A 15,447-nucleotide genomic window follows, 5' to 3' on the forward strand; every position below is an offset into this window, starting at 1 on the left:
AACCGGATTTGTCAATGATAAGAGTAAATATGGAGGGAAACTATGGGTAAAATTGTGGTAGTGGGACTAGGACCAGGAGATATAGGCTCACTTACTTTAGGCGCTATAGAAAAAATGAGTAATGGAAATATGGTTTTTTTAAGAACAGAGAAGCATCCTACAGTTGAATACCTAAATGAAAAAAGAATAGAATATATATCATATGACTATGCATATGAAGAACAACAGAGCTTTGAAAAAGTATACGAGTTTATAGTTCAAGATTTAGTAAAAAGGTCCCAAGAATATAAAAGTATTACCTATTGTGTACCTGGTCATCCATTAGTAGCTGAGAATACAGTTACAATGCTTATGGAGCTTGAAAAAAGAGGGTCTATAGAGTTAGAAATAATACCTGGCTTAAGCTTCATTGAACCCGTAATATTAGCAGTAGGTCATGACCCTATAAACGGTCTTAAAGTGATAGATGGATTAAACATTTATGAAACAAATGTCGATATAAATATTGACTGTTTAGTAACTCAAGTGTATGATAAAATGAGAGCTTCGGAGCTTAAACTAGCTCTTATGGAAATCTATGGAGATGAGCATGAGGTATATGTTATCAATTCTGCAGGCATTAAGGATAAGGAAAAGGTACTTAGGATTCCTCTATATGAGTTAGACAGAGTAGATGATATAAGCTTTTTAACAAGTGTATATGTACCTAGAATGAAAAATAAAGCCAGATATGATATCAATGATTTAATGAGAATCATGGAAAGGCTTAGGGGAAAGGATGGATGCCCTTGGGATGCAGAGCAAACTCATATCTCTTTAAGGGAATATGTAATTGAAGAAGCCTATGAAGTAGTTGATACAATTAATAATGATGATATGGATGCTTTAGCAGATGAACTAGGAGATTTATTGCTTCAAGTAGTATTCCATAGTCAAATAGCTAAGGAAGAAGGATATTTTAATTTTTGGGATGTTACAACTAATATTTGTAAAAAACTTATTCACAGACATCCTCATGTATTTTTAGATAAAACAGCTAATAATGTATCAGAGGCTTTAAAAAGTTGGAATGACATGAAGGCTGAAGAAAAAAGTATTCTAAACTATACAGATAGACTTAAAGATATACCTAGAAGCCTTCCTTCACTTATGAGAAGCTACAAGATTCAACAGAGGGCTTCTGATGTGGGGTTTGACTGGGAAGATGTAAGTGGAGCAATAGAAAAGCTATACGAAGAATTAGATGAAGTTATGGAAGAGATAAAAAACAATAATAAAGATAGTTTAGAAAGTGAAATAGGCGACTTAATATTTGCACTAGTAAATGTTTGTAGATTTGTAGACATAAATCCAGAAAATGCCATTAATAGAACCATAGATAAATTTGTCGAAAGATTTGAGTTTATTGAAGCAGAAAGCAAGAAAATGGGTATAGATTTAAAAGAAATGACCCTAAAAGATATGGATTTTATGTGGAATAAGGCAAAAATACATAAAAATAAAAAAAATGATAAAAAATAGTACAGAAAAGAAGGATTTTGCATTAAAACATAGAATATGCTATACGTAACCAAATTAATAATTAAAGGGAGGTTATATTGTGAACAAAGCTGAATTAATAGCTAGCATGGCAGAAAAAAGTAATTTAACTAAAAAGGATGCAGAAAGCGCTTTAAATGCATTTATGAAAAGTGTTGAGGAAGCATTAGCAGGTGGAGAAAAGGTGCAATTAGTTGGATTTGGTACTTTCGAAGTTAGAGAAAGAAAAGCTAGAGAAGGTAGAAACCCAAGAAATCCTGAAGAAGTTATAAAAATACCAGCATCTTCAGCTCCAGTTTTCAAAGCTGGCAAAACTTTAAAAGAAGCAGTAAACAAATAAGAGAATCAGGTCAGTGACCTGATTTTTTTATGACCTAACCCGATTTTCTGAACGCTTCTGTCAGAAAATCGATGGTAGGTCAAACTGGGCGAGCACCAACCCTACTTTAGGTTTATGATCAGTGTGTCCGTTAGGACCAACCCTACTTTAGGTTTATGATCAGTGTGTCCGTTAGGACCAAATTTATGTGAGCGAAGCGAGCAAATAAATTTGTGTTGCGAGACTGCAGGATGTGCGCCAAATGGACATTTGCCTTTCAACACTGTAGGAGCTGTCATCGGCAATCCGTCCTACCAAATAAATGAGGTGTTATTTATGAGAATAGATAAGTATCTAAAAAATACAAGAATAATAAAAAGAAGAACTATAGCAAAAGAAGCCTGTGACCAAGGAAGAGTTTTTGTAAACGGTAAGGAAGCAAAACCTGGAACAGAAGTAAGTGTTGGAGATAAAATAGAGCTCAATTTCGGAACTAATACTATGAAAATAGAAGTACTTAAATTGCTAGAACATGTAACTAAGGAAAATGCAGAAGAGATGTATAGAAATTTATAATTATGTTGGGTTTCTCATAGGACTTACTGTTATTGTGCCAATTTGTTAAATCTAACATTTATAGTCTGGGCCAAGGTTAAGTTAGACTTTTTACAAGTCAGATCTTAACCTTGGCTTTTCTATTCCATAAACACAACATTTGCAAAGAGAATCTTGTTTATACCTAGCATAAACAAGAGAAAAAATACATATTTATTATCATAAGGATATTAAAAGGAGGGGCAAGAATGACAGAAAAAAAGGTTTCTGCTAAAAGCAATAACATAATACTTGAAGATAGAGAAAAACTTGGAATCTCAGGAGTTGAGTATGTAGAAAGCTTTAATGACAATACAATTGTACTTGCAACATCAAAAGGAGGCCTAAGCATAAAAGGAGCTTCACTAAATATAAGTAAACTTAATCTAGATGATGGAAATGTAACTATCCAAGGAGTAATAAATAGTATCATATATACTAATAAGGAGATGTCAAGTGGAAAAGGAAGTGGATTATTAGGGAAGATGTTCAAGTAGTTACTAGTATTAGTATGAGGTGGTTTAATGGATAGCTACGTTCAAAGCCAAGCTTATATATTTTTTGCGACCTTGTATGGTGGCATAGTTATGGCATTTGTATATGATATATACAGAATATTTAGATACTATCTAAAGCCTAAGAAAGTAGCTACTTTTATCGAGGACTTTATTTTCTGGATAATTATCTCTGTAATATTTCTAACGGTTATTTTATATGCTAACTGGGGAGAAATAAGGGGGTACGTATTTCTTGGGTTCTTTAGTGGAGCTTTTTTATATTCAAGATTTTTAAGCAAGATAATTATTAGTACACTTGTGTGGATTGTAAATGGCATAATTAAAATCTTAAAATGCATCTTTAAGGTTATTTTTGCCCCCTTTAGATTTATTGGCCTAAAAATACAACGCCCATATAGTAAAATCAAGTTTAATGTAAATAGATTAATTGTAAAAGTCAAAAGGTATTTAAAGCTGCCTTTTACACTGCTAAAAAGATTAAAGAAAAACATAAAGACTATATTGAGAAAAAAATAAATTGGATAAGAATTCACAAGGTATCATTTACATGTTCCTTATTTAGTACAAGGATAAGAGTTTATGTAAAGAGGATTTCTTTAAGTTTTGTAGAAATATTATACTAAAGCTAAGATAAGAAAGGTGAATTTTATGAAAGAAAATAAATCAAGAAAAAGATTTAGAGTTAGACATTTTTTGATTTTTGCTATAATTGTTTATTTAGGCATAACATTTTTTAATCAACAAAAGATAATAAAAGCTCTTGAAAATGAGAAGATACAAAAACAAGATGAAATAGAGAAACTTAATGGTGAAATTAAGGATATAGAAGAAAAATTAAAGTACACAGATTCTTTAGAGTATATTGAAAAGATGGCAAGAGAAGAACTAAAGATGGTAATGCCTGATGAAATAATATATATAGATACAAACAAAAGTAAAGAAGACAAGTCTAATGAGGGCATAGATAACTGATTTTAACTGATTGACATATTAAATGTTATAATATATACTTAAATGAGTTGATGTATCTAAAATATCTAAAGGAGGAGTTTTTAATTTATGCCCGTTTTAGTTGGTAATGTAGTTGAAGGTACAGTTACTGGTATTACAAACTTTGGTGCGTTTATTCAACTACCAGAAGGAAAGACTGGACTAGTTCATATATCCGAGATATCACATGATTATGTTAATAATGTAAGCGACTATCTTAAGAAAGACCAATCTGTTAAGGTAAAGATTTTATCCATTAGTGATGAGGGAAAAATAAGCTTATCAATAAGACAAGCCGAACCTAAAAAATCGAAAACAAAACCAGCAGAAATAGACTGGAATAAAACTGATGATAAACAGAGGTTCATGTCTTTCGAGGATAAGATGGCAAAGTTTCTAAAAGATAGTAGTGAAAAGCAAGAGCAGCTCAAGAAAAAAGAATCGAAGAGAGGCTTTGGAGCAAAAAATCGAAGAGCATAGAATACAACCGGGGTTTCCCGGTTTTTTATTGTATAACTTTTTATTTCCATTTTTCTTTTGACAAAAACATATATTATTTTTAATGAAAATAAGCCTAGGTTAACTAACATTGTACTTGAATATTAAACTATACTATAGTTGCTTCCTAGCAGTGCAGGAATAGTACAAGATAATACATTAGTTTACCAAGGCTGTTTTTGTATATAATAATATGAATCGCTTTTGTCGATATTTGAAAACACTAGATTTTAACGGTATTACAGCACTTCATAATAATTCTCTTCAAATTAACATCATATTTTACTTAAATAACCTTAACCTTAGAAACCCCTTTGAAATGATAAAACTATATTTAATAATGTCAAAAACTTTTTTAAACCCTACAACCTCGATTGACAAATATTTTGAAACCTATTTGCTACAATAGGCCTAAACTAAAGATTGGGTGGTGGGTTCTAAATGATAAGTAGAACAGAGATGTTCCCTGCAAGGGGACAAGGTAGATGGAATAGTAGAAGCATTGATATTAAAAGTTTAAGAAAAATTATTAAAAATATTAACACCAGTGCTTTAGTAATTAGTGTGTTAGCCTATCTTATAGGAAGATCATCTATTATGGAAGGCCTGACACCTTTTGGAATAGCTTTTGTGGCAGCATATATGATAAAGTATGGCAATTCAACTATAGTACCTTTATTTGTATCACTAGGAATCATATCAGTTCATGGATTCCATAGCTATCAGTATGTTTCAGTTGTATGGTTTGTATTTTTTACATACAGAATTTTAAATCCAAGGTTTAAAGACAGTATAATAAAAGCTTCAATATTTGCATCAATGTCTCTTATTTTACTTAAAAGTTTATATATAATAATTAATGATTACTATATTTACGACTTAATGCTGACCATTTTCGAGGGTGTAGTTGTATTTACTCTTACATATATATTTACTCATAGTATTCCCACTATAAATACTACATTAAATAGAGTTTTTTCAAGTGAAGAAGTGATTTGTGGAGCGATAATGATTGCTCTAGCCGTATCAGGATTAGATAATATAGGTATATTTGGAATATCAATAAAAAATGTAATAGGGATAGTTATTGTAATAATATTCGCCTTTAATAAAGGGCCTTCAATAGGTACTGCAGTAGGAATAACTATAGGTGTAGTAACGTCTATGTCTCAGATAAATCTGCCATTTGTTATTTCAATATATGGGTTTGCAGGGCTTTTATCTGGATTGTTTAAAGAGATAGGCAAGATTGGAAGCTGCTTAGGGTTTATTTTAGGGAATATTATAATGTCCTTTTATATTGGTGGCTCTATGCAGACAATACTAAAGAATAAGGAAATAGCAGTATCTATTGTTGTATTCCTTATAGTTACTAAATTAGCAAAGGGATTAAATAGCAAGGTTATTATCGGAGTATCTAGTAGTAATCAAATAGAAGAAGCATATTCAAACAGGGTTAAGGATATGACATATAAGAGACTTACTGAAATATCACAAGTTTTTGAAGAACTTGGAGAGACATTTAGAAGAGTATCCGACAGAACTAAAATAGTAGAACAAAAGGATGTATCTAAACTAATTGATGCAGTAGCTGATGATGTTTGTAGAAAATGCTCCTTATGTAAGTTTTGCTGGGAAAGTGACTTTTATTCAACTTATCAATCTATGTTCGAAATGTTGGGTACTATAGAAATGAGAGGAAGTATTTCGCCCGATATGATGCCTGATATTTTTAAAAAAAGATGTATGAAAACAGATGAAATCGCACAGAGAATTAATTATTTATTTGATATTTTTAGTCTAGACTATAAATGGGAAAACCGAATATTAGAGAGCAGACAGCTTGTGTCTCAGCAGCTTGAGGGAATGTCAAAGGTTATTAAGGATTTAGCTAATGAAATATATAATGATGTAAGATTTAAACAAGACGTGGAGAAGGAAATTTATGCAGGTTTAAGAAAAAATAAAATAAGCGTAGACAAGGTAATTGTTACGGAAAATGCGAGAGATGACTTTGAAATATATTTAGAGATAAAATCTTATAACGGTGAAGACATAATAAGTAAGGCGACAAAAGTTGTCTCTGAAATAGTAGGTATTGAGCTTACTAATGATAAATATTGTTCAAGTACTAAATATGAAGATAAGAGAATTAAATTTAAACTTATAAAGGCAAATCGCTTTGGAGCAATTACAAAGGTGTCTAGGATAGACAAAGGATTTAATAGTGTATCAGGAGATAACTACACTTTTGGTGAAAAAAGCAACAATTATTTTGCTGTTATTAGTGATGGTATGGGTGTAGGGCATAAGGCAAGTCAAGAAAGTGATATTACTATTTCATTACTTGAAAAGTTTCTAGAGGCTGGATTTGATAAAGAGCTGGCACTTAAGACTATTAATTCAGTATTAGTCTTAAAATCCTCAGATGAGATGCTAGCTACTATTGATATGTCTATTGTTGACATGTATAGAGGAAAGACCCAATTTGTAAAGGTCGGTTCAGCGCCAACATTTATAAAGAGAAAGGACAGTGTACAAATAATAAACTCACATTCTCTACCTGTGGGAATATTGAGGGATGTTGATATTCAAGTATATGAGGACAATGTAGATGACGGGGATTATATTATTATGGTATCTGATGGTATTTTAGACTCAAATTACGATGAAGAAAATAAGGAAAAATGGTTAGCTAATATCATTCAAAGCATTGAAAATGTAAATCCTCAAACTATTGCGGATAAGATAATGGATGCTGCACTAGAGGCTTGTGGCGGGACAGCCAATGATGATATGACAGTATTGGTGACCAAGATATGGAAAAGAAGATAATATGAGATAGCATGTGGGACAACCTACATGCTTTTTTATGACCTAACCCGCGCAACGAGAACCAAATTTATGCGAGTGATAGCGAGCAAATAAATTTGTGTTGCGAGACTGCGGGAAATTCTAAAAGTTGATGGACTAGCATATCTATGTATTAGTTTATAAAAAATGAAGGTATATAAATAATAGGCTTGGTAATAATTACAAAAAAAGCCAAGGAGGATTATTATGGATAAAATTATAGAGTTTAGACAGATAATGCTTATAACTGATGGAGAATCTAATGAAGGTATTGACCCTATAAGTGCTGCTAAAGAAGGACATGCAAAAGGTGTAACTATTAGTACTATAGGAATAACGGATAAAAACAATGATGAAAGGCCTTTAAAAGAGATTAAAGATATTGCGGAAGCAGGAGGAGGAGTATGGGAGCTAACTAATATTCAAAATTTATCAATGGCTTTAAGTGTTGCAACAGTAAAATCAGTTTATAAAACTATAGAGGAAGCTGTAAACAAGGAACTTAGAGAAATAATAGGTACAGGTCTTAATGAAATGCAACCTCAGTCTAGGATAAAGGTTACTGATATGATAGACAGGCTTGGAGATGAGATAAACATAAAATGCTGTGTAGTCATAGATTCAAGTAGTAGTATGACTAATAAAATGAGCATGGCTAAAAAAAGTATAATTAATCTATTGAAAATACTAGGTCAAAGAAAAGGAAAAACGGAAATAGCAGTAATAAGTTATCCTGGTAAAAACGAAAACCAATATGATATTCTTTGTGATTTTACAGAGGACATAACTAAGCTTGAAGATTCACTCAATAAGATTCTCGTAGGTGGCAATACGCCTACAGGTTATGCAATAAAAAGTGCAGTTGAGCTTTTAAGTAATAATATGAATTTTGGATTTAATGTAGAAGAAGAAATAGTATTTAAGAGTTTTAGTGTGTAAAGAAATGCAATAGAAAACCTACAACTTGTTTAATAGTTGTAGGTTTTCTAATAGGAGTGGGTACAAATGTTACAGGTAAAGGAAACTGTTATTGGAAAATGGAATAATAATGAATATACTGTATTGTCTAAACTTGGAGAAGGTGGAGTAGGAGCAGTCTATAAAGTTAAAGACAATAAGGGGTATACTAGAGCTCTGAAAATAAGCAAGGATATTAATTCAATTACTAGAGAATTTAATATGATGACAAAGCTAAAAAGCCTTAAAAATGTACCAAGAGTATATGAAATAGATGACTATGAGAGAAATGAAAATATATATTATTTTCTAGTAATGGAATACATTGAAGGGTATAATCTTAAAGAAATAATAAAATATGGTAGTATGAAGGTAAAAGAAATAATAGGAATTGGGATTATTTTATTGAATATTTTAGAAAAATTCTATAAAATGGGGTATGTGTATGCTGATTTGAAGCCAGAAAATATAATGATAGACAAAAGAGGGAAGAAAGTTAATTTTATTGACTTTGGAGGAGTAGTTGAAGAAAATCAAGGCATCAAGGAATATACTCCTGCTTATAGTATATTATCTTGGGAAATAGATGGATGTAATGATTATATAGCTTATTTAGTTTTTAGCGTTGCTATGATAATTACATCTATGCTCTTAAAAAAAGAATTTAATCCCTTATTGAATAATTTAAACCAGATAGAATCACGCATTAAGCTTCTTGTTTTAGATAATAGATTTAAAAAATGTTTAATAAAGGCACTTAGAGGAGAGATTAAGAGTATTGGAAATTTTAAGGAAAGTTTAAAAAAATCCTTTAAAGAGTGTAATTCATCATTAGTGGTTACCAGTAAATATCGGGCAAAAGTAAAAACTAAAACAAAAATAGGACTAACCATAGATGTATTTTTTACGTTTAGTATGGTGTTTTTTTTGATTGTTTTAATATCTATAGGAATTAATTTTTATTTTTATAGAGGATAATAAGATTGATTATAGAAATTTTAAATATAGAAAAAATTAAGAATTTTAGTTTATTCAAGCTTAAATCTATGTAAGATAAAAGAACTCAAGAATACAGGTGAAAGTATTTATGAAAGAAAAAGTTATTAATGTGATAAAGAAACATGATCTAATAGCAAGGGATGATAATATATTAGTTGGTGTCTCAGGCGGGCCAGACTCTATGGTTTTATTACATATTCTTAACGAGATAAAAGAAGAGATAGGTTTCAATATTTATGTTGCCCACATAAACCATGGAATTAGGAAAGAAGAGGCAGATTCGGATGAAGAGTTTGTCAAAGATGTATGCTCAGAACTTCTAATCCCTTTTCATTCAACTAAAGTAAATATGGATGAATATGCTAGAAAAAACAAGCTAACATCAGAAGAAGCAGGAAGGGCTATAAGGTATGGCTTTTTCAACAAAATATTACGTAATATTGGGGGAGGGAAAATTGCAGTCGCCCACAATAAAAACGATCAAGCTGAAACATTATTGATGAGATTTTTTAGAGGAACTGGCTTAGAAGGTTTAAGAGGTATGGAATATAAAAATGGAAACATCATAAGACCTCTTTTAGATGTTAGCAGAGAAGATATAGAGAAATACTGCAGTGATAATGCTATATTGGTTAGAATTGATAGGACAAACCTTGAGCCTATTTATGGGAGGAATAAAACTAGATTGGAAGTTATTCCTTATATAGCCCAAAACTATAACAAAGGCATCATAGATACTTTAGCTAGAACTTCTAAATTAATGCAAATGGATAGTGAATTTATATTAGGAATTGTAGAGAAAAAATATAAAAATGTAGTTGTAGAGGAGTCGCAAAATAGTATAGTATTAGATATAGATAAGTTAAAAGAAGAACATTATTCTATTAAGTCAAGAATTATTAGACAAAGTATTGAAAAAATAAATGGAAACCTAAAAGGAATTGAAGAAAAGCATATAAACATTATTAATAATTTGATGAAAGAGAACACAACAGGGAAAAGTATTAACATAACTAACAATATTGATATTAAAATAAGCTATGGACATATAATAATTGAGAAAAAAAGCAAATCAAAAAAAGTGTATTTCAAATACCCCATTCATATAGGAGAAACAGTATATATTAATGAACTTGGTGTTACTATTAATTCAAAAGTTCTACCTATAGCTGAAATAGACATTAATTATATTAACGGGTTCATAAAATACTTTGACTATGATAAAATAAAAGATGTACTTCACATACGAAATAGAAGAGATGGTGACAGGTTTACTCCCTTAGGAATGAAAGGGTCAAAAAAACTTAAGGATTTTTTTATTGATGAGAAAGTACCTAGAGAAGAAAGAGATAGTATACCAATTATTGAGGACAATGGAAAAATAATTTGGGTAGTAGGACATAGAATAAGTGAAGAATATAAGGTAAGTAGCAATACTTCAAGAGTATTATTATTAGAATATAAAAAAAGCTTCTATTAAACAATAAAAATAAATTAAGGTAGCTTTTTATGAAACCCATTTACGGAAAGAGTATATTAAAGAAATCAAGACTTTCCTATGGGTTATAAAAATATTAAGATAGTTAAGAGGAGGAGTTTCATGAAAAACAATGTAAAAGAGGTTCTAATTTCATACGATGAACTTCAAAAGAAAATTAAAGAAATAGGGAAAAAGATTACACGGGATTATGAAGGTAAAGAATTAATGCTTGTTGGTGTACTCAAAGGAGCATTTATGTTCTTAGGAGATCTTGCGAAAAATATAGAAATTCCGCTTACTATAGATTTTATGGCAGTATCCAGTTATGGGAATTCTACAGAATCTTCTGGTGTAGTTAGAATTCTTAAGGATTTAGAAGGAAGTATTGAGGGTAAAGATATATTATTGGTGGAAGATATTATTGATACTGGTCTTACTCTTAACTATCTTGTAAATAATTTAAAATCTAGAGGAGCTGCTAGTGTAAAAATATGTACTCTTCTTGATAAACCGGAAAGACGATTAATTAATTTGGAGCTAGCTTATAAAGGTTTTGATATACCTGATGAATTTGTTGTAGGCTACGGAATAGATTTTGCAGAAGGTTATAGAAATCTTTCGGACATATGCATACTAAAAGAAGAAGCATATAGTCATTTAATAAAATAAACCATTATTGTCTTTTTATTATTAATATGTTAGAATATGATGATATATTATTATCAGCTTAGTTGAAAGGAGGATTATTTTTGAAGAGATATTTTCGCGGTATAAGCTTTTATTTGCTTATATTTATTATACTAGTATTTGCAGTTCAACTACTAACGAAAAATGTTGAAGAAACAAAGCAAATTGATTATACCACACTTATTGAAGAAATAAATAAAGATAATGTCGAAAGCATCGCAATTGTTAAAAACGAAGATACCGTAAAAGGTAGGCTTAAGGATGGCACAAGTTTTACTTTAACTTTGCCTACTAGTTCAGATAGATTTTTCGAAGATTATTTAAAAACACCTATAGAGGAAGGTCGAATTAAAAATGTAACTGGGGAACCACAACCACAGACTCCATTTTATATATCAGCTCTTCCAACTATATTTATGATTCTTGTTTTTGTTGTATTCTGGTTTGTATTTATGCAGCAATCACAAGGTGGTGGTAATCGAGTAATGTCTTTTGGAAAGAGTAGAGCTAAAATGCTTAAAGATGAAGGTAAAAAAATTACCTTTGCAGATGTTGCAGGTTTACAAGAGGAAAAAGAAGAACTTAAGGAAATTGTTGATTTTCTTAGAAGCCCTAGAAAATATATAGAATTAGGTGCTAGAATACCAAAAGGGGTGCTAATGGTAGGACCTCCAGGAACAGGGAAAACTTATTTAACAAAAGCTGTAGCAGGAGAAGCAGGTGTACCATTCTTTAGCATAAGTGGTTCTGACTTTGTTGAAATGTTTGTAGGTGTTGGAGCTTCACGTGTAAGAGATTTATTTGAACAAGCTAAGAAAAACTCACCATGTATAGTTTTTATAGATGAGATTGATGCAGTAGGTAGACGAAGAGGTGCAGGTCTTGGTGGAGGTCATGATGAAAGAGAGCAGACATTAAATCAGTTGCTAGTAGAGATGGATGGCTTTGGAGAGAACGAAGGAATAATCATAATAGCTGCTACAAATAGACCTGATATACTAGACCCAGCACTATTAAGACCAGGTAGGTTTGATAGACAAGTATATGTTGGAGTTCCTGATATTAAGGGAAGAGAAGAAATTCTAAAGATTCATACAAGAGGTAAACCTTTAGCCGATGATGTAGATTTAAAAGTTGTTGCAAGAAGAACTCCAGGCTTTACACCAGCAGATTTGGAGAATCTAGTAAATGAGGCTGCACTGCTTACAGCTAGACAAAATCTTAATAAGATACCTATGGCTATTATTGAAGAAGCATCAACTAAAGTAGTTGCAGGTCCAGAAAAGAGGAGTAAAGTTATTAGCGAAAAAGAAAGAAAGCTTACTGCATATCATGAAGCAGGTCATGCAGTGGCAGCAAGACTTCTTCCTGGTGCAGATCCGGTTCATATGGTTACTATTATTCCTAGAGGAAGAGCAGGAGGATTCACTATGTATCTACCTGAGGAAGATAGAAATTATGCAACTAAGAAAGAGATGGAAATAATGCTTGTCCATATGCTAGGAGGAAGAGTAGCAGAGCATCTTATATTAGAAGATATTAGTACTGGTGCTCAAAATGACCTTGAAAGAGCAACTAAGATTGCTAGGAATATGGTTACTCACTATGGGATGAGTGAACACCTTGGACCTATGACATATGGTTCTGATGATGATGAAGTGTTTATAGGCAGAGATTTAGCAAGAAGTAGAAACTATAGCGAGGAAGTTGCAGCTGCCATAGACAAAGAAATGAGAAGAATAATAGACAAAGCATATAGTGATGCAGAATCTCTTTTAAAAGAAAACATAGATAAACTTCACAAAGTTGCAGAAGCATTGCTTGAAAAAGAAACATTAGATGCAAAAGAATTTGAAGCGTTATTCACATGTGAATAAATTTAGGATTAAGTTAAAACAATCTGTGACAAAATAAAAGACACTATTTTAAGGCTCTATGTCAATAGATGGGGTAGGTATTCTTTTGAGTACCTGCTTTTTTTTAGCAACTTTTTACGTATATATTTAGAAAAGGCTTAAAGTTTGATATAATAGTAACTATAGAATATGCAAATTTGTTAATATTTTACCAGCACAATAAAAAAATTAATCTTATACTAAGGAGGAGTGGCTTATCAAAGTTAAGGATATAGTTAAAAACAATATTACTTATTTCAATGCTAATGATAAACTTACTCAAGTATTAAAAGAATTTTGTGAAAAGGGATTGAAGCAAGCTCCTGTTATTTATGAGGGAAGAGTAGCTGGAGTAATTGAAGCATTAGATTTGTTAAACTATATGTACAAAAGTAATAATCCAGTTATTTCAGCAAAAGAAATAATGAAAAAAGATTTTTGTATAACTTATAACGATACTCCTTTAGATGAAATTAATAGTTTGGATTTTGATGGCTGAATTGTCACAAACAAGCAAGGATGCTTGTTAGGTATCGTATACAAAGAAGACTTGGTAAATGCTACTATGAAAAACTACTATACTGCAAGAGCAATAGATATTTCTAATGATATAGGTTTTGAATTTAGAATTGTAGGAAAAGGCATTTTAGATTCTATGCATGATGGTGTATATATTACTGATAGTAGAGGGATTACTATATTTATAAATAAAGCTTATACTAGAATAAGTGGCATAGAAAAAGAAGAAGTTATAGGGATACCTATGAAAGAATTGATTTCCAAGGGGCTTTTTACAGAATCTGCAAGCTTAATAGCCCTAGAACAAAATGAGTCAGTTACAATAGTAGACAAGTTTAGAAATGGAAAGAGATGCTTAGTTACTAGTAGCCCAGTACATGATGAAGATGGAAATATTATTATGGTTGTAACAAATATAAGGGATATAACAGAGTTGCTTAATCTAAAGACAAGAGTTGAACAAACTGAACTGTTAAAAAGAAAATATTATTTTGAACTAGAACAACTGCGTAGAGAACAAATAGATAAGAAAGATATTATAGGTAACAGTAAAGAAATTGAAGAGGTTCTAGAGGTAGTTTCCAAAATATCCGAAGTAGACGCTACAGTATTGATAACGGGTGAAACTGGAGTTGGAAAAGAAGTTATAGCTAAGGAAATCCATAATAAAAGTTTAAGAAAGGATGCCCCATTTGTAAAAGTAAATTGTGCATCTATACCTGAAACATTATTTGAATCCGAACTATTTGGATATGAAAAAGGAGCTTTTACTGGTGCAGCCAATTGTGGGAAGCCAGGTATGTTTGAAGTTGCAGACAAGGGGACAATACTTCTTGATGAAATTGGAGAAATCCCATTAAATATTCAGTCGAAGCTTTTAAGAGTACTTCAGGAAAAACAAATTACTAGAGTAGGTGGTACAAAAGTACAAAAGATCGATGTTAGAATACTAGCTGCAACTAATTTAAACTTGAAAGAGCAAGTTGAAAAAGGACTTTTTAGAGAGGACTTATATTATAGATTGAATGTAATCCCTATAAGGATTCCTGCTTTAAGGGAGAGAAAAGAGGATATTGTACTTTTAGCGATTCACTTTTTAGATCTTTATAATTCAAAGTATAATATGAACAAAAAATTAGATTACTCAGCTGCTGAATTACTAAGATTATATCCTTGGCCAGGTAATGTTAGAGAGCTAAAAAATCTAATGGAACGCTTAGTTTTAATTTGTCCTAATGATATAATTTCAGACGAGTATATTTCAAAAATGATAAGTAAAAAGGAAGTAGAATTTCTATACGACTTCTATGACAAAGAAATTCATTTAAATGAAGCTGTAGCTATAGTTGAAAAGCAGCTTATATATAATGCATTAAAGAATTATAAAACTACTAGAAAAGCTGCTGAAGCTCTAGGAATTAGCCAACCAACCGTAGTTAGAAAAGCTAACTGCTATGGCATCAAGTTATCCTAGCGATGCATTATTGCATCAGCATATGATACAATAATGCATCGCCTGAAAGCGACAAAAATTGCTACTATTTTAATAAGTACGCAGAAATAGCCCTGTTCAAGCGATACAAAAATGTATCGCTTGAA

At 31.2% G+C, this 15,447-nt stretch carries 15 protein-coding genes; all 15 read left to right on the forward strand.

Annotation, left to right across the window (positions count from 1 at the left end; all coding sequences use genetic code 11):
- The first annotated feature begins 42 nt into the window (after positions 1 to 42).
- The 15 genes from yabN to ABV008_RS02115 all read left to right on the forward strand — a co-directional run bounded on the left by yabN (position 43) and on the right by ABV008_RS02115 (position 15,322).
- Positions 43 to 1,521 (forward strand): bifunctional methyltransferase/pyrophosphohydrolase YabN, encoded by a 1,479-nt coding sequence (gene yabN, locus ABV008_RS02045; protein WP_352418149.1) that lies wholly within the window; start codon positions 43 to 45, stop codon positions 1,519 to 1,521.
- A 79-nt stretch (positions 1,522 to 1,600) separates the two neighbouring features.
- Complete coding sequence (gene hbs, locus ABV008_RS02050; protein ID WP_352418150.1) at positions 1,601 to 1,879, forward strand: non-specific DNA-binding protein Hbs; 279 nt, start codon at positions 1,601 to 1,603, stop codon at positions 1,877 to 1,879.
- 315 nt (positions 1,880 to 2,194) lie between these two features.
- The gene (locus ABV008_RS02055) at positions 2,195 to 2,434 is read left to right on the forward strand and encodes an RNA-binding S4 domain-containing protein (RefSeq protein WP_352418162.1); all 240 of its coding nucleotides are present in this window, start codon (positions 2,195 to 2,197) and stop codon (positions 2,432 to 2,434) included.
- A gap of 227 nt (positions 2,435 to 2,661) precedes the next feature.
- Positions 2,662 to 2,949: a sporulation protein YabP gene (yabP, locus tag ABV008_RS02060; RefSeq protein WP_352418151.1), complete on the forward strand. Its 288-nt coding sequence runs from the start codon at positions 2,662 to 2,664 to the stop codon at positions 2,947 to 2,949.
- Positions 2,950 to 2,976: 27 nt separating this feature from the next.
- Positions 2,977 to 3,486, forward strand: coding sequence for a spore cortex biosynthesis protein YabQ (gene yabQ / locus ABV008_RS02065; RefSeq protein ID WP_352418152.1), 510 nt, complete (start codon positions 2,977 to 2,979; stop codon positions 3,484 to 3,486).
- Positions 3,487 to 3,618: 132 nt separating this feature from the next.
- On the forward strand, positions 3,619 to 3,942 hold the full coding sequence (locus ABV008_RS02070) for an FtsB family cell division protein (RefSeq protein ID WP_352418153.1): 324 nt from the start codon (positions 3,619 to 3,621) through the stop codon (positions 3,940 to 3,942).
- An 87-nt stretch (positions 3,943 to 4,029) separates the two neighbouring features.
- Positions 4,030 to 4,440: a S1 RNA-binding domain-containing protein gene (locus tag ABV008_RS02075; protein WP_352418154.1), complete on the forward strand. Its 411-nt coding sequence runs from the start codon at positions 4,030 to 4,032 to the stop codon at positions 4,438 to 4,440.
- 459 nt (positions 4,441 to 4,899) lie between these two features.
- Positions 4,900 to 7,293, forward strand: a complete 2,394-nt coding sequence (gene spoIIE, locus ABV008_RS02080; protein WP_352418155.1) for a stage II sporulation protein E — start codon at positions 4,900 to 4,902, stop codon at positions 7,291 to 7,293.
- 225 nt (positions 7,294 to 7,518) lie between these two features.
- Entirely contained in the window at positions 7,519 to 8,250 is a 732-nt protein-coding gene (locus tag ABV008_RS02085) for a vWA domain-containing protein (protein ID WP_352418156.1), read from the forward strand.
- Between the two features lie 66 nt (positions 8,251 to 8,316).
- The gene (locus tag ABV008_RS02090; RefSeq protein WP_352418157.1) at positions 8,317 to 9,246 is read left to right on the forward strand and encodes a protein kinase domain-containing protein; all 930 of its coding nucleotides are present in this window, start codon (positions 8,317 to 8,319) and stop codon (positions 9,244 to 9,246) included.
- A 109-nt stretch (positions 9,247 to 9,355) separates the two neighbouring features.
- Positions 9,356 to 10,747 (forward strand): tRNA lysidine(34) synthetase TilS, encoded by a 1,392-nt coding sequence (gene tilS / locus ABV008_RS02095; RefSeq protein ID WP_352418158.1) that lies wholly within the window; start codon positions 9,356 to 9,358, stop codon positions 10,745 to 10,747.
- Between the two features lie 120 nt (positions 10,748 to 10,867).
- The gene (gene hpt / locus ABV008_RS02100) at positions 10,868 to 11,416 is read left to right on the forward strand and encodes a hypoxanthine phosphoribosyltransferase (RefSeq protein WP_352418159.1); all 549 of its coding nucleotides are present in this window, start codon (positions 10,868 to 10,870) and stop codon (positions 11,414 to 11,416) included.
- A gap of 80 nt (positions 11,417 to 11,496) precedes the next feature.
- Positions 11,497 to 13,311 (forward strand): ATP-dependent zinc metalloprotease FtsH, encoded by a 1,815-nt coding sequence (ftsH, locus tag ABV008_RS02105; protein WP_352418160.1) that lies wholly within the window; start codon positions 11,497 to 11,499, stop codon positions 13,309 to 13,311.
- A 250-nt stretch (positions 13,312 to 13,561) separates the two neighbouring features.
- The gene (locus ABV008_RS02110) at positions 13,562 to 13,828 is read left to right on the forward strand and encodes a CBS domain-containing protein (RefSeq protein ID WP_352418163.1); all 267 of its coding nucleotides are present in this window, start codon (positions 13,562 to 13,564) and stop codon (positions 13,826 to 13,828) included.
- A 24-nt stretch (positions 13,829 to 13,852) separates the two neighbouring features.
- On the forward strand, positions 13,853 to 15,322 hold the full coding sequence (locus tag ABV008_RS02115) for a sigma-54 interaction domain-containing protein (RefSeq protein WP_352418161.1): 1,470 nt from the start codon (positions 13,853 to 13,855) through the stop codon (positions 15,320 to 15,322).
- The last annotated feature ends 125 nt before the right edge of the window (positions 15,323 to 15,447 follow it).

Origin of the sequence: Proteiniborus sp., from assembly GCF_040308045.1 — a bacterium.
Taxonomy (GTDB): domain Bacteria; phylum Bacillota; class Clostridia; order Tissierellales; family Proteiniboraceae; genus Proteiniborus.